Below are 17371 nucleotides of genomic sequence, written 5' to 3' on the forward strand. Positions count from 1 at the left end.
TCGGTCTCGTCCAGTGCGAGACCGGCCTTTTTCCGACAGAAGTTTTCACTCCCCGGCAGTTGGTAAACCGGGCTTACCCTCCACCATCCCTCACCCCGAGCTAGCCCAGAAATCATTAACTGGTATACCTATTTTTGTATAGTGTTGAATTTTCTCGAATTACCCCTGAGGAGATATATAAATAGACACTTGATTTGCATCAATCGCCCACCCCTGCCGACTGGGTAGCCTAGCCCCAGAATGATGTTTTATTACTCCAAACTTGAGGCAACTATGAGCAAAGTCAGACTGGTCGTTGTGGGCAACGGCATGGTGGGGCACCGCTTCATCGAAGAGCTGATCGAGCGGGCCGATCCGGGCCGCTACGAGATCACCGTCTTCGGTGCAGAACCCCGTCCCGCCTACGATCGCGTCCATCTCTCCTCCTACTTCTCCCATCACACCAGCGAAGATCTCTCCCTCGTCAAACCCGGTTTCTACGACAAGCACGGCATCCGGTTGCTGCTCGGCGAAGCGGTGAAAAAAATCGACAGGGCCAACCGCGAAGTGCACTCCAACAAGGGCACTGTGGTTGAGTACGACAAGCTGGTGCTGGCCACCGGCTCCTACCCCTGGGTGCCGCCCATTGCGGGCAGTCAGCACCACGAGTGCTTCGTCTATCGCACCATCGAGGATCTGAAAGCCATCCGCAGCGCCGCCAGGAGCGGCAAGAGCGGGGTGGTGATCGGGGGCGGTCTGCTTGGCCTCGAAGCCGCCGGTGCCCTCAAGGCGCTGGGTCTCGAGACCCACGTGGTGGAGTTTGCTCCTGTGCTGATGGCCGAGCAGCTCGACGGTCAGGGCGGCCAGCTGCTGCGCCGCAAGATTGAATCCATGGGCGTGCAGGTGCACACCAGCAAGAGCACCAGCGAGATCCTGATGCATGGCGGCGAGCAGGCGAAACACCGCCTCGCCTTTGCCGACGGCAGCCAGCTGGAAGTGGATGTGGTGGTCTTCTCCACCGGCATTCGCCCGCAAGATACCCTCGGCCGTTACGGTGATCTCGCCATCGCCGAGCGCGGCGGCATCGTCATCGACGATCACTGCCTCACCTCCGACCCCGACATCTATGCCATCGGCGAGTGCGCCGCCTGGCAGGGCCGCTTCTTCGGGCTGGTAGCGCCGGGCTACAAGATGGCCCAGATCACCGTCGACCATCTGCAGGGCGGCGACAGCCGCTTCGAAGGGGCAGACATGAGCGCCAAGCTCAAGCTGCTCGGCGTCTCCGTCGGCTCCATCGGTGATGCCCATGGCCGCACACCGGGCAGCCACAGCTATGTGTTCCAGGACGATCAGGCCGGCGTCTACAAGAAGATCGTGGTGAGCGAAGACAATAGCCGATTGCTCGGCGCCGTGCTGGTGGGTGACGTGGAAGATTACGGCAACCTGCTGCAGATGATGCTCAACGCCCTGCCGCTGCCGAGCCACCCGGACACCCTGATCCTGCCCGCCTACGCCGGTGCCAAGCCGACCCTGGGGGTGGATGCCCTGCCGGAAAGCGCCCAGATCTGCTCCTGCTTCGACGTCTCCAAGGGCGACATCGCCAAGGCGGTGGCCGAGGGTCACACCACCCTTGCCGCCATCAAGCAGCAGACCAAGGCCGGTACCGGCTGCGGCGGCTGCGTGCCGCTCATCAGCCAGGTGCTCAACGCCGAGCTGGTGAAGCAGGGCATCGAGGTCAACAACCACCTCTGCGCCCACTTCCCCCACTCCCGTCAGGAGCTGTTCCATCTGGTCAAGGTGGAAGGGATCAAGAGCTTCGACGAGCTGCTGGCCAAGCACGGTCACGGCCATGGCTGCGAGGTGTGCAAACCGACCGTCGGCTCCATCCTCGCCTCCTGCTGGAACGACTATGTGCTGAGCCCGCTCAACACCCAGTTGCAGGACACCAACGACATCTTCCTCGGCAACATGCAAAAGGACGGCAGCTACTCCGTCATCCCGCGCATGGCCGGTGGCGAGGTAACCCCAGAAGGGCTGCTGGCGGTGGCCGAAGTGGCCCGCGACTACCAGCTCTACACCAAGATCACCGGCGCCCAGCGCATCGGTCTGTTCGGGGCCCAGAAGGATGATCTGCCCGCCATCTGGCGCAAGCTGCTGGCGGCCGGATTCGAGACGGGTCAGGCCTACGCCAAGGCACTGCGCATGGCCAAGACCTGCGTCGGCAGCACCTGGTGCCGCTTCGGCGTGCAGGACAGCGTCGGCCTCGGGGTCTTCCTCGAGAACCGCTACAAGGGGATTCGCACCCCGCACAAGATGAAGTTCGGCGTCTCCGGCTGCACCCGCGAATGTGCGGAAGCGCAGGGCAAGGACGTTGGCATCATCGCCACCGATGCGGGCTGGAACCTCTATGTGGGCGGCAACGGTGGCATGAAGCCGCGCCACGCCGATCTGCTGGCGTCTGACCTCGACCGCGAGACCCTCATCAAGCTGATCGACCGTTTCATGATGTTCTACGTCACCAGCGCCGACAAACTGCAGCGCACCTCGGTCTGGCTCGGCAACCTGGAAGGGGGTGTCGACTACCTGCGCGAAGTGATCGTCGACGACAAGCTGGGGCTGGCCGAGACACTGGAGCGCGATATCCAGACCCTCATCGACAGCTACGAGTGCGAATGGTCGCGCACCCTCAATGAAGAGGAAGCGCTCAAGCGTTTCAGCCACTTCATCAACAGCGACAAGCGCGACCCGGACGTGCAGTTCGTCGCCGAACGCGACCAGCACAGACCCGCCACTCCGGCCGAGCGCATCCCTGTCTACCAGATCGAGGTGGAGACCAAATGATGAAACTTGCCTGCCAACTCAACGACATCCTGCCGGGCACCGGCGTCTGCGCACTCATTGAAGGTCGCCAGAGTATGCCTGTTTCGCTCGATGTGGAGATTCAATCATGAAATTCGCCTGCCAACTCAGCGACATCCTGCCGGGCACCGGTGTCTGCGCCCTCATTGAAGGTCGCCAGATCGCCCTGTTCCGCCCGAGCGCGGCCGCCGAGGTGTTCGCCATCGACAACCGGGATCCCTTCTTCGCCGCCAACGTGCTGTCGCGGGGCCTGATCTGCGAACACGACGGCGAGCTCTGGGTCGCCAGCCCGCTCAAGAAGCAGCGCTTTCGCCTGAGCGATGGCCACTGCTTCGACAACCCTGCGATGTCGGTGCAGAGCTACCCCGTTGAAGTACGCGACCAGCAGGTCTGGGTCGCCGTCTAACACCAGACCCCACCCCGGCCCTCCCCTTCACAGGTGAGGGAGCAAAAAGCCCCTCCCCCTGAACAAGGGGGAGGCTGGGAGGGGGTTGAAGAAACAGTCAGGGCTGCCCGCGGGCGGCCCTCTTGAAGGAAACAAAGATGTATACCGACACCATCAACAAGTGCGCCGCCAACGCGGCCCGCATCAACCGCTTCGAGCGCAGCGACAAGCTCGGCTTCTGGCTCAGTTCCGCCATGGCGGGGGCCTATGTGGGCCTCGGCATCATCCTCATCTTCACCCTCGGCAATCTGGTGGATCCCGCCATCCGGCCGCTGGTGATGGGGGCCACCTTCGGCATCGCCCTGACCCTGGTCATCATCGCCGGCTCCGAGCTGTTCACCGGCCACACCATGTTCCTCACCTTCGGGGTGAAGACGGGCAAGATCACCATGGCCGACCTGCTGCGCATCCTGCCGCAGACCTGGGCCGGCAACCTGCTTGGCTCCGTCGTGGTGGCGCTCATCTACTCCTACGGCGGCAGCCTGCTGCCGGACGCGGGCAGCCTGGCCCACAAGGTGGCGCTGGCCAAGACCCAGGCACCGGCGCTGACCCTGTTCATGAAGGGCGTGCTGTGCAACTGGCTGGTCTGCCTCGCCATCTGGATGGCGCTGCGCACCGAGGGTGCCGCCAAGTTCATCGCCATCTGGTGGTGCCTGCTGGCCTTTATCGCCTCCGGCTACGAGCACTCCATCGCCAACATGACCCTGTTCGCCCTCTCCTGGTTCGGTGCCCACTCCGAGGCCTACACCCTGGGCGGCATCGGCCACAACCTGCTGTGGGTGACCCTGGGCAACACCGTCTCCGGCGCCCTCTTCATGGGCCTCGGCTACTGGTATGCCACCCCCGAGGCTGAGCGCCCGGTCGCGGTGAGCGAGACCACCACCACTGCCAGCCAGACCCAAACCGCCTGATCAGGAGGCCCCATGGACTACTTGCCCATCTTTTGCCGACTCGACAACAAACCCGTGCTGCTGGTCGGCGGCGGCGAGGTAGCGGAGCGCAAGGCGCGTCTGCTGCTGGATGCCGGTGCCCAGCTCACCGTGGTCGCGCCCGAGCTCGACCCCGAGCTGGCAGAACTGGCTGCCAACGGCAGCATCGAGTGGCTGACCGGTGAATTCGCGCCGGCACAACTGACGGGCAAGTGGCTGGTGGTGGCCGCCACCGATCGGCGCGAGGTGAACGCCCTGGTCTACCAGAGCGCCAATCAGGCGCGGATCTTTGCCAACGTGGTGGATGACCCGAAACGCTCCAGCTTCATCATGCCGTCGATCATCGACCGCTCGCCGCTGATGGTGGCCATCTCCTCCGGCGGCAAGGCGCCGGTGCTGGCCCGCTTGCTGCGGGAAAAACTCGAAGCCCTGCTGCCCCAGCATCTGGGCGCCGTGGCGGCCTTCGCCGGCAGCCTGCGGGAGCGGGTCAAGGCCCGCTTCGCCAGCATGGGCGAGCGGCGCCGCTTCTGGGAACGGCTGCTCGGGGCGGACCGGCTCGGGCAGGCACTGGCACGGGGCGATAGCGCCTCTGCCAATCAGCTGGCCGACAGCCTGTTTGCCGACGAGAGCCAGACCGCTGGCGAGGTGGTGCTGGTGGGGGCCGGCCCCGGCGATCCGGGTCTGCTCACCCTGCACGCCCTGCGCCAGATGCAGCAGGCGGACGTGGTGGTCTATGACCGGCTGGTCTCCGACGAGGTGATGGGGCTGGTGCGCCGGGATGCCAGGCGCATCTTCGTCGGCAAACAGGCAGGCAACCACTGCGTGCCGCAGGAGGGGATCAACCAGCTGTTGCTGGAGGAGGCGAAGAAGGGCCAGCGGGTGGTGCGGCTGAAGGGGGGCGACCCCTTCATCTTCGGCCGTGGCGGCGAGGAGCTGGAGACGCTGGTCGGCAGCGGCATCGGCTTTCAGGTGGTGCCGGGGATCACCGCGGCCAGCGGCTGCGCGGCCTACGCCGGCATTCCGCTGACCCACCGCGATCACGCCCAGAGCGTGCGCTTCGTCACCGCCCACGGCAAAGGGGGCGCCCAGGATCTCGACTGGCCGCTGCTGGCCAAAGACAAGCAGACCCTGGTGTTCTACATGGGGCTCTCCTCCTGCGCCACCATCCGCGAGCAGCTGCTGACCCACGGCAAGGCGGGCGACACCCCGGTGGCGCTGATCGAGCGTGGCACCCAGCCAAGCCAGCGGGTCATTCGCGGCAACCTGGATCAGTTGCCCGAGCTGGCGGTGGGCGTCGAGAGCCCGGCCCTCATCATGGTGGGATCTGTGGTGACCCTGGCCGACCAGCTTGCCTGGTTCGGGCAAGGATGCGCCGCAGACGCGGCCCTGGCCTCGGCCTGATCGCTGCATCTATGTCAACGCCACCTTCGGGTGGCGTTTCTTTTTCTGCATTTACTGTCATAACCTCTTGTTTTGAGTCTGGTATCCTATGGGGTGTGTCAGCCGGACCACCGAATTCAGGAATTCTGCTTCATGTCCCTCCCCGCCAAGAACAGCGCCAAACAGCGTGAACAAGACAGATCGCGCATTCTCACCCTGCTGCTGGCCGATGATGCCCTCACCGACAGCCTGCTCGACCCGCAAGGGGTGCAGGATGCCACTCTGCGGGATCAGACCAGCGAGCTCACCCGGCTGGTCAACAGCCTGCCCGCCGCCGATATCGCCGATGCGCTGGAATCCCTGCCGCCGGACGAACGCCACGTGCTGTGGCAGCAGGTGGACGAGGAGAAACACGGCCAGATCCTGGTCGAGGCATCGGAGACGGTGTGGGACAGCCTGATCAGCGGCATGAGCGACAAGGAGCTGCTGCACGCCCTGCGCACCCTCGACATCGACGATCAGATCTATCTGGGCCAGTACCTGCCCCGCAACCTGATGGGGCGGCTGCTCACCTCCATGGCCCCGGCCCAGCGCGACCGGGTGCGGGAGGTGATCCGCTACGGCAAGCACACGGTCGGCGCCATGATGGACTTCGAGCTCATCACGGTGCGGGCCGAGGTGAGCCTGGCCACGGTGCAGCGCTACCTGCGCCTGCGCGGCAAGATCCCCGCCAACACCGACAAGCTGTTCGTCACCGACCGGCGCAACCGGCTGCAGGGGGAGCTGCCGCTCACGACCGTGTTGCTGCACAAACCCGAGACCCTGGTGCGCGACGTGATGGAGAAGGATCCGGTCACCTTCGATCCGGAAGACAACGATGAAGCCGCCGCCCGTACCTTCGAGCGGGACGACCTGGTCTCCGCCGCCGTCATCGACGGCCGTGGCAAGCTGATGGGCCGGCTCACCGTCGCCGAGGTGGTGGACCTGGTCTATGAAGAGAGCGACACCGACCTGCGCCGGATGGGGGGGATCAGTGAAGAGGAGGACGTGTTCGCGCCCGTCTCCAAGGCGGTCAAGACCCGCTGGGCCTGGCTCGCCATCAACCTCTGCACCGCCTTCGTGGCATCGCGGGTGATCGGTCTGTTCGAGCACACCATCTCCCAGCTGGTGGCGCTGGCGGCGCTGATGCCCATCGTCGCCGGCATCGGCGGCAACACCGGCAACCAGACCATCACCATGATAGTGCGGGCGCTGGCGCTGCAGCATATCCAGACCGGCAACGTCTCCTTCCTGCTGTGGCGCGAGCTGGGGGTGGCCCTGATCAACGGTCTGGTGTGGGGCGGCACCATGGGGGTGGCCACCTACATCCTCTATCAGGATGCGGCGCTGGGTGCCGTGATGACGCTCGCCATGATGCTCAACCTGCTGGTGGCGGCACTAATGGGGGTCATCATTCCCATGACCATGAGCCGGCTGGGGCGCGACCCGGCGGTGGGGGCCAGCGTGATGATCACCGCCATCACCGACACTGGCGGCTTCTTCATCTTCCTGGGGCTGGCCACCCTGTTCCTGCTTTAATCCGCTTGGCAATAAAAAGGGAGCCTTGATGGCTCCCTTGTTCATTCGGCGCGGCCGCTACACCCGGTATTTGGCCACCGCCTGGTTGAGCAGCTTGGCCTGCTCGGTCAGGCCGTGACTCGACTTGGCGTTCTCCTCCGCCATCAGGCTCGACTCCTGGGCGATGTCGCGGATGTTGTTGACGTTGCGGTTCACCTCGTTGGCCACCAGGCTCTGCTGTTCGATGGCGGCGGCAATCTGGGTGCTCATGTCCATGATGTGGGTGACGTCCTGGGTGATCTGCTCCAGCAGTTCGCCCGCCATACTGGCCTGCTCCGAGCTGCTGTTGCCCTGCTCGCGGCAGGTCGCCATCATGCCCACTATGTTGCCGGTCTGCTTCTGCAGCGAGCTGATGATGCCGGCGATCTCCTGGGTCGACTTCTGGGTGCGGATGGCCAGGCTGCGCACCTCGTCCGCCACCACCGCAAAGCCGCGCCCCTGATCCCCCGCCCGCGCCGCCTCGATGGCTGCGTTGAGCGCCAACAGGTTGGTCTGCTCGGCGATGCCGCGGATCACGTCCAGCACGGAGCCGATGGTTTCGCTCTCCTGCTGCAGTTGGGCCACTTCGCGGGAGGAGTTCTCCAGGTTGTCGGCCAGGGAGCGGATCTGGCTGACGGTGTTCTCCACCGCACTGCGTCCCTCCATCGCCTTGTTGTTGGTGGTCTGGGCATTGTTGGCGGCCTGCTCGGTGTTGCGGGCGATCTCCTCTATGGTGGAGCCCATCTCGGTGGAGGCGGTCGCCACCATGTCGGTCTCCTGCAACTGGCGAGCAGCCCCCTCGCTGGTGCGGCGCACGTTGCCGGAGAGGTGATCCGCCGCCTCGGTCAGGGTGTGCACGCTCTGCTTCACGTCGCCGATGAGGTGGCGAAAGCCCCCCAGCATCACGTCCAGATTGCCTGCCAGCTGCGCCATCTCGTCCGCCCCCTGCAGTTCTATCTTGAGGCGCAGGTCGTTGTCTTGCCGGATGCGGTTGACGGTATCGTTCACCCGCGAGATGGGGCGGTCGATGCTGCGCCCCAGCAGCATACTCATGATGCCGATCAGCACTATGATGATGCCGCCGCAGACCAGCATCAGGGTATTGAGGCGTGAGGTCTGCCGTACCAGCTCGTCGGCGATGTGCTTGCCGACGGCGGTAAAGCCCTGCTCGGTCTGATGCACCAGGCCCCGCATCTCATTGCGCAGCCCCTCATCTTCACTCAGCCCCAGCACTTGCATGCCCTGCACCAGCGTGACAAAGTCCTGCCGGTACTGCTCGCTGGCCTGCTCCAGCTTGCCGCGATCAGCCTCCGGCAGGGTTGCCAGTCGCTGCTGGAAGTCCTTGTGCAGGGTCTGAAAGCGTTCCAGATACTGGATGTCCGAGCGCAGCATGAAGTCTTTCTCCGCCCGCCGCAGCTGCAACATGGTGATGAGCAGACTCTGTTCATCCAGCTGCTTGAGCCCCTCTTCCACCTGATGCACCGCGGTTCTCAAACGCCCATAGAGGCCGTCTTCCGGCCCCAGCCCGATGATCTGCTGCTGGGCCACCAGATCGTTGAAGGCCTTGCCATAGGCCCCCATCTGCTGATCCAGCCGGGTCAGCTCGCCCTGCACGGCACTGAGGTTGTCATCCTGACCCAGGGTCTGGTTGAGCTGGTGAAAATTGGCCAGCACCTCGTTGAAGCGGGTCACGAAGGCCGGATCCTTGCGGATCAGGAAATCCTTCTCGGCCCGTCGCAGGTTGAGCATGGCGATCTCGAGCCCGTCCACGTTGCGCTGGGCCTCGGTCAGATGGCGACTCACCTGGTTGGAGTAGAGAAACAGGCCGCTCAATACCAGCATGGCAACGGCGACCAGCGCGGTATTCAAGATCAATTTATGACGGATCAGCACGATGAACCTCTCACAAGCATGGGATGGACTGCATTGAGCTTATGCGGAAAACGTTATCCCCGTTGTTGTTCAAGGAATATTCATTGAAATGCCGGTCCCACTCCTTATACTGGATCCCACCTGTTTCCAGCGGTGGATTTGACACAATGGAATACAACACTTCAGAACTGTGCGACATCTATCAGGACATGGTGGATGTACTCGAACCCATGCTCTGCTCCTTCGGCGGCCGCGCCTCGTTCGGCGGCGTCATCACCACAGTCAAATGCTTCGAATCAAACGGCCTGATCCGTGAACTCGTCAAAGAGAACGGCGTCGGTCGGGTGTTGCTGATCGATGGCGGTGGCTCCATGCGCCGCGCCCTGATCGACAGCGAGATCGCCACCACGGCGGCCGAGAACGAGTGGGAAGGGATCGTCTGCTACGGCTGCGTGCGCGAGGTCGACATTTTGGAAGACTTGGATATCGGTATTCAGGCGCTGGCAGCCATTCCGGTGGGTGCCGACAGCAAGGACGTGGGCGAGACCGATCTGCCGGTCAACTTCGGTGGCGTCACCTTCCTGCCGGACGATCATCTCTACGCCGATACCACAGGGGTGATCCTCTCCCCCGATGCGCTCGACATCGAGTAAGCAGAGCAGAGTGAAAATGGGAGCCAAGGCTCCCATTTTTTATGCCCGTCGCTGGCCGAAAACATGCAAAAAAAGAGGGCCAGTAAAAACTGGCCCCTTAACTGGAAGCAATGTGAGCAATGTCGTGCCTTCACAAGAAGTCCATCACGTTGGAACGAATGAAGTCTTTCCCGGAAAACAAGGTAACAATAATCATTCTCATTTAAATTGGCAACCCTTATTTGCCAAAAATGCAAAAAAATTGACCACCCCAGGGGTGGTCAATCTCGTCAGGCTTGTCGCGTCGCCGTTTGCAGGCTGGCCAATCCGGCCTCGCCCACCAGCTTGCGGCTGAGATAACGCAGCAGCACGCCGTAAAGCGGCACAAACAATCCCAGGCTTATCAGCAGCTTGAACACGTAGTCAACGGTGGCAATCTCGACCCAGTGCTCGGCCATGAAGGGATCCGTGCTGCGCCAGAAAGCGATGGTGAAGAAAGCGATGGTGTCCACCAGGTTGCCGAACAGAGTGGAGGCAGCCGGTGCCACCCACCAGGCTTTCAACAGCCGCAGGCGGTTGAACACCACCACATCCATGAACTGGCCCACCAGATAGGCCATAAAGCTGGCCAGGGCGATGCGCGCCACGAACAGGTTGAACTCGGCCAAGTTGCCGACACCCTGGAAGCTGCCCTCGAAGAACAGCACCGACAGGGCATAGGAGATGGCCAGCGCCGGCAGCATCACGGTCTGGATGATCTTGCGCGCCAGACCGGCACCGAAGATCCGCACCGTCAGGTCGGTGGCCAGAAAGATGAACGGGAAGCTGAAGGCACCCCAGGTAGTGTGGAAGCCGAAGATGGTGATCGGCAGCTGCACCAGGTAGTTGCTGCTGGCAATGATCAGGATGTGGAACAACGAGAGGCGCACCAGCGCCGTCTGGTGCTGAGCAGGGGTCAGATTCATATTGTGACCTTTTTGGTTAATGGGGTTAGGGAACCCATACCGCCACCATTGGCGATAATTGAGGGGCAAGATTATACGCCCCCACACTGATAGTTCAATCTTTATGCGGTTGCTTGAGGCTGCTGCGCCTGCTCAGCCCTGATGCTGACGGGCTAGCCAGAGCAGCACCTCGGCATCGGCCGGCTGCTCCGCCGCCAGCCAGCAGCCGCTGTAGTGTTCGTACTCGAGCCGAAAGCGGCTCCCCTCGAACTCCAGCAGCCAGCTGTGACGATCGGCGCCGCACTCCCGCTCGAGCGCCACCAGCTCCCACTCCTGCAACAGGGCGTTAGCCAGAGTCGGAAAGCTGTCCCAGTCGAGCGCGGGGTTTACCAGCGTCACCACCCCGGCGTCCCTGTCTATTTGCGCGATACGCCAGTTCATCTGTGGTTCCTCAACTGCTGCAAGAGAGCTCGCCACCGCAATACCATGCCGGTTGCGGAGTAGCGAGATCCTCGTATTCGGGTTGCTCATCATAGGGGTGCTGCAAAGCCGTAAACAGCCGCTCGAACGGCGCCATGTCACCCTGCTCGGCAGCCTCGATCACCCGCTGGGCCAGCGCGTTGCGCAGCACATACTTGGGGTTGACCGCATCCATCAGCCCCTTGCGCACGCCATCCTCACTCCCTTCCCGGGTCAGGCGCGCCCGATAGGCCTCAAGCCACCCTTGCCAGGCGGCAGGATCCGGCAGCAGGGCCAGCAGGCTGGCGGGCCACACCCCCTCTCGCGTCACCTCACCGAGACGGCGCAGGAACAGGTGGTAATCCACCCCGTGCGCCGCCAGCAGCCGGAACAGCTCACGGAACAGCGCCGGATCATCGTCTTCCCACACCGCCAGCCCCAGTTTGGCCCGCATCAGTTCGGAATAGTGCAGCATCAACTGGTGTTCGTACTGGGCCAGGGCCGCAGCCAGCGCGTCCCCATCGACGTGGTCGGCCAGCGCCTGCGCCAGCTTTTGCAGGTTCCAATAACCGACCGCGGGCTGCTGATCCAGCGCATAGCGACCGCCCGGATCCGAGTGGTTGCAGACAAAGTCCGGCACATAGGCATCGATAAAGCCGTATGGCCCGTAATCCAGCGTCAGCCCGAGCAGCGACATGTTGTCGGTGTTCATCACCCCGTGGCAGAAGCCTGCCGCCTGCCACTTGGCGATGAGCCGCGCGGTGCGGCGCACCACTTCGGCAAACAGCTCGGCACCATCGGCCAGCTCGGGGAAATGGTGGCGCAGCAGATAATCGATAAGGGCCGGGATCCGCTCCCCCTGCCCGCTCCAGGCGAAATACTCGACGTGGCCGAAGCGCAGATGGCTCGGGGCGGTACGCAGCACGGTCGCGCCCGTCTCCACCTGCTCGCGGTAGACCGGCTCCTGGCTGCCCACCAGCACCAGTGCCCGGGTGGTGGGAATACCGAGGGCATGCAGCGCCTCGGAGGCCAGATACTCGCGAATGCTGGAGCGGAGCACAGCGCGGCCATCGCCGAAACGGGAGAAGGGGGTCTTGCCCGCCCCTTTCAGGTGCAGGTCCCAGCGGCTGCCATCCGGCGCCTGCTGCTCTCCCAGCAGCAGGGCACGGCCATCACCAAGACGTGGGCTGTAGCCGCCGAACTGGTGGCCCGCATAGACCTGGGCTACCGGCTGCATGCCGGGCAAGGGCTGCCCATGGCCACAGCAGGCCAGCCAGTCGGTCTCGCACACCGCCCCCAGCCCCAGCTCGCCGAGCAGCGCACGGTTGAGGTGCAGCAGGCCGGGAGCATGCAATGGCTGGGGTGCAACGGGCTCACAGGCCCAGGGCAGTTCGGTGGCAAAAGTGTTGATCAGCTTCATGGTGGTGCGGTTCGTCCCTGCGTATGCTCGTGTCACTCTTTATACCGCCGTCGGCCAGCACTGGCTAACGGACGATGCGCTATTTCATTTCAAGGAGAAGAAGATGCAAAGATGGTTGGGCGCCCTGCCCCTGTTGCTGTTGTTATGGGGGCCGGCCCAGGCGGCCGATGTCGAGGCAGGCAAGGCCAAGGCCGCCGTTTGCGCCGCCTGTCACGGGGTTGAAGGCAAGGCTCTTATTCCCAACTATCCCCATCTGGCGGGACAAAACGCCGCCTATCTGGTGAAACAGCTGAAGGCCTTCAAGGATGGCAGCCGCAAGGAGCCTTTGATGGTGCCCTTCATGGCGCCGCTCACCGATGCCGACATGGAGAACCTGGCGGCCTATTACGCCAGCCTCAAATAAGCTGGCGCGCCCGTTGGCGACGCACCCGCCCGGCGCGACTTCACCAACCTTTTACCGCCGGCAGTAGTCGATGATAAGGTCCATAAAGGCTTCACCGAAGCGCTCCAGCTTGCGGTGACCCACGCCGTTGACCGCCAGCATTTCCGCCTCGGTCATCGGCATCAGCTGCGCCATCTCGACCAGGGTGGCGTCGTTGAACACCACGTAGGGCGGCACCTCTTCATCCTCGGCGATCTGCTTGCGCAGGCCGCGCAGCTCCTTGAACAGCCGCTTGTCGTAGTTGGCGTTATCGAGCAGGCCATTGCGCTTCTCCTTGCGGCTGGAGATGGGCTGCAGACGCGGCACCGCCAGATCCAGCTTCACCTCGCCGCGCAGCACGGGACGGGCCGCCTCGGTCAACTGCAGCACCAGATTGCGGGTGATGTTCTGGGTCAGCAACCCCTTGTGGATCAACTGGCGGATGACGCTCATCCAGTACTCGTGGCTCTGATCCTTGCCGATGCCGTAGGTCGACAGCTTGTCGTGGCCGTGATCCTTGATGCGCTGGTTCAGCGACCCGCGCAGCACCTCCACCACATAACCCACCCCGAAATTCTGCCCCACCCGCCAGACGCAGGAGAGCGCCTTCTGGGCATCTTCGGTGCCGTCATAGCTCTGGGGCGGGTCGAGGCAGATGTCGCAGTTACCGCACGGCTTGTCGTTGTACTCGCCGAAGTAGTTGAGCAGCACCTGACGGCGGCAGGTCTGCGCCTCGGCGAAGGCCGCCATCACGTTGAGCTTGTACTGCTCCACCTGCAACTGCTGGGGGTTTTCGATGTTGTCGAGCAGCCGGCGCACCCGGCCGATGTCGGCGGGATCGTACAGCAGCAGCGCCTCGGCCGGGGTACCGTCACGGCCGGCCCGGCCGGTTTCCTGATAGTAGGACTCGATGTTCTTGGGAATGTCGTAGTGCACCACGAAGCGCACGTTGGGCTTGTCGATGCCCATGCCGAACGCCACCGTCGCCACCACTATCTCGATGTCGTCCTTGAGGAAGGACTCCTGAGTGCACTGGCGCAGCTCGAGCGGCAGGCCGGCGTGATAGGGCGCCGCCTTGCAGCCGTGGCGGGAGAGCCGCTCGGCTACCTCCTCCACCCGGTTGCGGCTGGAACAGTAGACGATGCCGCAGTTGCCCTTCTGGCTCTGCACGTAGCGCAGCAACTGCTCCGCCGCCTTGAACTTCTCCACCAGGCTGTAGCGGATATTGGGCCGATCGAAGCTGGCGGTGTGGATGAAGGGGTCGTGGAGTTCCAGCCGATGCAGCATGTCGCTGCGGGTCGCCTCGTCGGCGGTGGCGGTGAGCGCCACCACGGGCACCTGCGGGAACCACTGCTTGAGCCGGCCCAGCGCCGCGTATTCCGGCCGAAAATCGTGCCCCCACTGGGAGACGCAGTGCGCCTCGTCGATGGCAAACAGGCCGAGCGGCAGCTCCGCCAGCCGATCCATGAACTCGTGCTGCAGCAGGCGTTCGGGGGAGACATAGACGATTTTTATCTCGCCGCGCCGCATGGCGGCAAAATTCTGGATCATCTCCTCCCGGCTGAGAGCCGAGTTGATGTAGACCGCCGCCACGCCGTTGGCGCGCAGGCTGTCCACCTGATCCTTCATCAGCGAAATGAGGGGAGAGACTACTACCCCGAGCCCAGGGCGCAGCAACGCCGGGATCTGGTAGCAGAGCGACTTGCCACCACCGGTGGGCTTGAGCACCAGCGCATCGCGCCCCGCCACGATCTGCTCAATGATTTCGAGCTGGCCCGGCCGGAATTGCTGATAGCCGAACACCGCCTGCAGCAGGGCAAGCGGATTCTCTGGCTGAGGGTCAGGCAGGGTTTCGGCAATGGCGGTCATGGGCTCTCCTTTGGGGTCGCCATTCTAAAGCAGCCGCCGCCCACAATAAACCTGCCATTGCGACTGTTAAGGAAGTGTTGCAGACTGGCTGGAGTTTTTACTCGGTCGTACTGCCAGGGATCGGACTCAAGGAATGAAACAGATGCTCAAGAAGATGGCGCTCAGTGGCATTGCCAACCTGTTCGCCGAGAGGATGCCGTTCAACAAGCTGATCGGTATGCAGGTGACCCACTACGACTTCGACAAGGTGGAGCTGCGCATCAAGATGGAGGAGAAGCTGATCGGCAACCCCTTCCACAACATCCTGCACGGCGGCGTCACCGCCAGCCTGCTCGATGTGGCCGGCGGCATGATAGTCGCCGCCTCCTGCATCGACGAGCTGGAAGACTTCTCCCCCAGCTACCTCAAGGAGCGCTTCTCCCGCCTCGGTACCATCGATCTGCGGGTGGACTACCTGCGGCCGGGGCGTGGTAACGAGTTCATCGCCACCGCCCACATCATCCGGGCCGGCAGCAAGGTCGCGGTTGCCCGCATGGAACTGCACAACGAAGAAGGGACTCATATCGCATTCGGTACCGGCACCTACCTGGTGGGCTGAGCCAGCCTATTGCATAAAAACCACGCTGCTAATCTAATTTTAATCATTAGAAACCTTACCCCCTCTGCCGCCACCAGGTTCATACTGAAAGTCGGGATTGTGTGCAGAGGGAGGATTGCAGGCGATGAGTGCGAAACTGGCCACCAAACCATCCAGAACCTTGTTGGGGCAGCTCGAGTCCATGCTCGACGAGGTGCAGACACCCGAGTGTCGCCACTGGCTGGAACAGGAGCTTGAGGGATACTCTCTCTGTTCGCCCCTGCCTTGGTATCGCATCATAGCCTGTCGGCAACGCGGTCACTTCTTGGACCTGAAGACGGGAAAATACCTGACTTGTCATATCAACAGTCAAACGCTAAGCCAACGCGACCTGGCCCAAATTCAGTTCATCTATGCCCGTGAACCCGCCGCCCACTATTTGCTGCAACGCAATTCCGGTATTGAGCCCTGGCCAGAACAGCTGCTGGAAGATTATCAGGAGCAGCTGCTCCCCGGCCATTTATGCCTGCAAGCCTGGCATGAGCCCGTGTCTTCATTACGTGAACAACTGATGGAGGGAATCGAACATTTCATTAGTGAGTACCCCAAGCACGCGGCCTTGCAACCTCAGCATGGCTTCAAGGCATTGCGGCATCAGCACTGGCATATCTAACAGGCGCCTGGCGCGCAAGGAGGGCACCATAGACAGAACCCAACCAGAGATTGCCACAATCTAGAGTGCCGGAGTCAGGATCAGACTCCAACCTGGGCCACCGAGCGGTGGCCCTTTTATTGCCCTGCGCCGGGCAACGGAACTGACGAGATGGATGGAACAGAGGAACAGAGGAGCAGAGGAGCAGAGGAGCAGAGGAGCAGAGGAGCAGAGGAGCAGAGGAGCAGAGGAGCAGAGGAGCAGAGGAGCATTGCAGTTACCCTAGCAAGCCGCCAGCCTGAATATCGCCCTCCACTTGCGCGAACGCCAAATGCGAAAAGGCCGCTCTATTGAGCGGCCTTTTCTAATGTGGTCGGTGTGAGAGGATTCGAACCTCCGACCCCTTCGTCCCGAACGAAGTGCGCTACCAAGCTGCGCTACACACCGATGTCTGCGGGACGGGAATTTACCGAAAGCCCCGACTCGACACAAGCCTTTTTTACGTTTGGAAGCAAAAAAATGCCTGTTCGCTCAACTATTCGTCAGTTCCATCCATCTTGAGCCGTCAGCGGCCAAAAAATGGCCTGGCAACGCTTATGACGAAGCGAGCTGGAATTCGGCCGGGCCGAGCAAGCGCCGACGCCAGTCAGCGACTACACCATGCTCCAGCCAGTCTGCCGCATGCTTGCGCCAGTTGGGCGAAAGAGCCGGATTTTCCAGCAGCAACAGCAGGTCAGCCTCGTTGCGCAGCTGGTTGAACAGGATGTCGGCGGTGCGCTTTACCGTGAGTTCAGGGTAGGGCCTGTCCACCAGCTCCAATCGCTCCTGCGGCATCACCATCCCCTCCTCCAGCACCCGCAGCAGCCAGCCACAGCGGCCGCTGAGCTGCATCACCTGCGACATCTGGCCATAGCCGAAACGCTGGTTGAGCTTGAAGCAGGGGGATCTGGGCTGGCTTATCTGGATCAGCGCCTCGCCGAGACGATAGACATCGCCGATACAGGCCTGCTCCTCGGTCAGCCCGACCCCGGAGAGGTTCTCGCCGAAGGCGGCCGGTTGCCAGGGGGTACGCGGGGTCGGCAGGCCCAGCGCCGTCTGCCAGTTGTGCCACCAGGGGTAGTGATCGGCGGGATAGTAGTGCAGCGCCCGATCCGGGCCGCCATGGTGGCGCTGGTCGCACTGTTCGTCGCCAGCCAGACCATTGGCACCGCACCAGAGCGGTATGGAGGTGGCTTGTTTGTGGATGGCGCTGACAAGGCCGGGAACCAGTTCGGTACCCTGGCCGCTAAAGATGGAGATCCGCATTCTCATCCTCCGGATTGACGAGAGAATGCGGA

Annotated in this window: 15 protein-coding genes and 1 tRNA gene; 9 read left to right on the top strand and 7 right to left on the bottom strand. The window is 62.8% G+C overall.

The window, feature by feature from the left end:
- Positions 1–273 precede the first annotated feature (273 nt).
- From nirB to mgtE, 5 genes are all read left to right on the top strand, one after another.
- Positions 274–2820 carry a nitrite reductase large subunit NirB gene (gene nirB, locus PG900_RS17100; protein ID WP_270831897.1) on the top strand — a complete coding sequence of 849 codons (2547 nt, stop codon included), beginning with the start codon at positions 274–276 and terminating at the stop codon, positions 2818–2820.
- Positions 2821–2926: 106 nt separating this feature from the next.
- Positions 2927–3244, top strand: a complete 318-nt coding sequence (gene nirD / locus PG900_RS17110) for a nitrite reductase small subunit NirD (RefSeq protein WP_113069183.1) — start codon at positions 2927–2929, stop codon at positions 3242–3244.
- Positions 3245–3381: 137 nt separating this feature from the next.
- Complete coding sequence (gene nirC / locus PG900_RS17115; RefSeq protein ID WP_270831898.1) at positions 3382–4194, top strand: nitrite transporter NirC; 813 nt, start codon at positions 3382–3384, stop codon at positions 4192–4194.
- Between the two features lie 12 nt (positions 4195–4206).
- Positions 4207–5613, top strand: a complete 1407-nt coding sequence (cysG, locus tag PG900_RS17120; RefSeq protein ID WP_270831899.1) for a siroheme synthase CysG — start codon at positions 4207–4209, stop codon at positions 5611–5613.
- A 132-nt stretch (positions 5614–5745) separates the two neighbouring features.
- Positions 5746–7170, top strand: coding sequence for a magnesium transporter (gene mgtE / locus PG900_RS17125; protein ID WP_024945584.1), 1425 nt, complete (start codon positions 5746–5748; stop codon positions 7168–7170).
- Positions 7171–7227: 57 nt separating this feature from the next.
- Here the strand turns inward: mgtE and PG900_RS17130 are convergent, their stop codons facing one another.
- On the bottom strand, positions 7228–9081 hold the full coding sequence (locus PG900_RS17130; RefSeq protein WP_270831900.1) for a methyl-accepting chemotaxis protein: 1854 nt from the start codon (positions 9079–9081) through the stop codon (positions 7228–7230).
- 146 nt (positions 9082–9227) lie between these two features.
- Here PG900_RS17130 and rraA point away from each other — a divergent pair, with 146 nt between their 5' ends.
- On the top strand, positions 9228–9713 hold the full coding sequence (gene rraA, locus PG900_RS17135; RefSeq protein ID WP_005306574.1) for a ribonuclease E activity regulator RraA: 486 nt from the start codon (positions 9228–9230) through the stop codon (positions 9711–9713).
- A 269-nt stretch (positions 9714–9982) separates the two neighbouring features.
- On the opposite strand, the gene PG900_RS17140 is transcribed toward rraA, so the two are convergent.
- The 3 genes from PG900_RS17140 to PG900_RS17150 all read right to left on the bottom strand — a co-directional run bounded on the left by PG900_RS17140 (position 9983) and on the right by PG900_RS17150 (position 12515).
- Positions 9983–10657, bottom strand: coding sequence for a 7-cyano-7-deazaguanine/7-aminomethyl-7-deazaguanine transporter (locus PG900_RS17140; RefSeq protein ID WP_118880163.1), 675 nt, complete (start codon positions 10655–10657; stop codon positions 9983–9985).
- Positions 10658–10789: 132 nt separating this feature from the next.
- Positions 10790–11077: a DUF3630 family protein gene (locus tag PG900_RS17145; RefSeq protein WP_268031991.1), complete on the bottom strand. Its 288-nt coding sequence runs from the start codon at positions 11075–11077 to the stop codon at positions 10790–10792.
- A 10-nt stretch (positions 11078–11087) separates the two neighbouring features.
- Positions 11088–12515 carry a protein adenylyltransferase SelO gene (locus tag PG900_RS17150; RefSeq protein WP_270831901.1) on the bottom strand — a complete coding sequence of 476 codons (1428 nt, stop codon included), beginning with the start codon at positions 12513–12515 and terminating at the stop codon, positions 11088–11090.
- 103 nt (positions 12516–12618) lie between these two features.
- Here PG900_RS17150 and PG900_RS17155 point away from each other — a divergent pair, with 103 nt between their 5' ends.
- A complete protein-coding gene (locus tag PG900_RS17155; RefSeq protein ID WP_049045451.1) occupies positions 12619–12918 on the top strand; it encodes a c-type cytochrome in 300 nt (99 codons plus the stop codon).
- A 51-nt stretch (positions 12919–12969) separates the two neighbouring features.
- Here PG900_RS17155 and recQ read toward each other — a convergent pair whose 3' ends face one another.
- The gene (gene recQ, locus PG900_RS17160) at positions 12970–14805 is read right to left on the bottom strand and encodes an ATP-dependent DNA helicase RecQ (protein ID WP_270831902.1); all 1836 of its coding nucleotides are present in this window, start codon (positions 14803–14805) and stop codon (positions 12970–12972) included.
- A 133-nt stretch (positions 14806–14938) separates the two neighbouring features.
- Here recQ and PG900_RS17165 point away from each other — a divergent pair, with 133 nt between their 5' ends.
- Together PG900_RS17165 and PG900_RS17170 are read left to right on the top strand one after the other, a co-directional pair.
- Positions 14939–15403 (top strand): thioesterase family protein, encoded by a 465-nt coding sequence (locus PG900_RS17165; RefSeq protein WP_029306122.1) that lies wholly within the window; start codon positions 14939–14941, stop codon positions 15401–15403.
- Positions 15404–15527: 124 nt separating this feature from the next.
- Positions 15528–16055 carry an AbiTii domain-containing protein gene (locus PG900_RS17170; RefSeq protein ID WP_270831903.1) on the top strand — a complete coding sequence of 176 codons (528 nt, stop codon included), beginning with the start codon at positions 15528–15530 and terminating at the stop codon, positions 16053–16055.
- Positions 16056–16404: 349 nt separating this feature from the next.
- Here the strand turns inward: PG900_RS17170 and PG900_RS17175 are convergent.
- Positions 16405–16481, bottom strand: a tRNA-Pro gene (locus PG900_RS17175).
- 147 nt (positions 16482–16628) lie between these two features.
- Positions 16629–17339, bottom strand: coding sequence for an MOSC domain-containing protein (locus PG900_RS17180; RefSeq protein ID WP_024945575.1), 711 nt, complete (start codon positions 17337–17339; stop codon positions 16629–16631).
- Positions 17340–17371 lie beyond the last annotated feature (32 nt).

The organism is Aeromonas sp. QDB03 (genome assembly GCF_027707985.1).
GTDB classification, from domain to species: domain Bacteria; phylum Pseudomonadota; class Gammaproteobacteria; order Enterobacterales; family Aeromonadaceae; genus Aeromonas; species Aeromonas hydrophila.

Bases quoted from the DNA above. Each gene is read 5' to 3' on its own strand.
- nirB (WP_270831897.1), top strand. From the start codon at position 274: ATGAGCAAAGTCAGACTGGTCGTTGTGGGCAACGGCATGGTGGGGCAC.
- nirD (WP_113069183.1), top strand. From the start codon at position 2,927: ATGAAATTCGCCTGCCAACTCAGCGACATCCTGCCGGGCACCGGTGTC.
- nirC (WP_270831898.1), top strand. From the start codon at position 3,382: ATGTATACCGACACCATCAACAAGTGCGCCGCCAACGCGGCCCGCATC.
- cysG (WP_270831899.1), top strand. From the start codon at position 4,207: ATGGACTACTTGCCCATCTTTTGCCGACTCGACAACAAACCCGTGCTG.
- mgtE (WP_024945584.1), top strand. From the start codon at position 5,746: ATGTCCCTCCCCGCCAAGAACAGCGCCAAACAGCGTGAACAAGACAGA.
- rraA (WP_005306574.1), top strand. From the start codon at position 9,228: ATGGAATACAACACTTCAGAACTGTGCGACATCTATCAGGACATGGTG.
- PG900_RS17140 (WP_118880163.1), bottom strand. From the start codon at position 10,657: ATGAATCTGACCCCTGCTCAGCACCAGACGGCGCTGGTGCGCCTCTCG.
- PG900_RS17145 (WP_268031991.1), bottom strand. From the start codon at position 11,077: ATGAACTGGCGTATCGCGCAAATAGACAGGGACGCCGGGGTGGTGACG.
- PG900_RS17150 (WP_270831901.1), bottom strand. From the start codon at position 12,515: ATGAAGCTGATCAACACTTTTGCCACCGAACTGCCCTGGGCCTGTGAG.
- PG900_RS17155 (WP_049045451.1), top strand. From the start codon at position 12,619: ATGCAAAGATGGTTGGGCGCCCTGCCCCTGTTGCTGTTGTTATGGGGG.
- recQ (WP_270831902.1), bottom strand. From the start codon at position 14,805: ATGACCGCCATTGCCGAAACCCTGCCTGACCCTCAGCCAGAGAATCCG.
- PG900_RS17165 (WP_029306122.1), top strand. From the start codon at position 14,939: ATGAAACAGATGCTCAAGAAGATGGCGCTCAGTGGCATTGCCAACCTG.
- PG900_RS17170 (WP_270831903.1), top strand. From the start codon at position 15,528: ATGAGTGCGAAACTGGCCACCAAACCATCCAGAACCTTGTTGGGGCAG.
- PG900_RS17180 (WP_024945575.1), bottom strand. From the start codon at position 17,339: ATGCGGATCTCCATCTTTAGCGGCCAGGGTACCGAACTGGTTCCCGGC.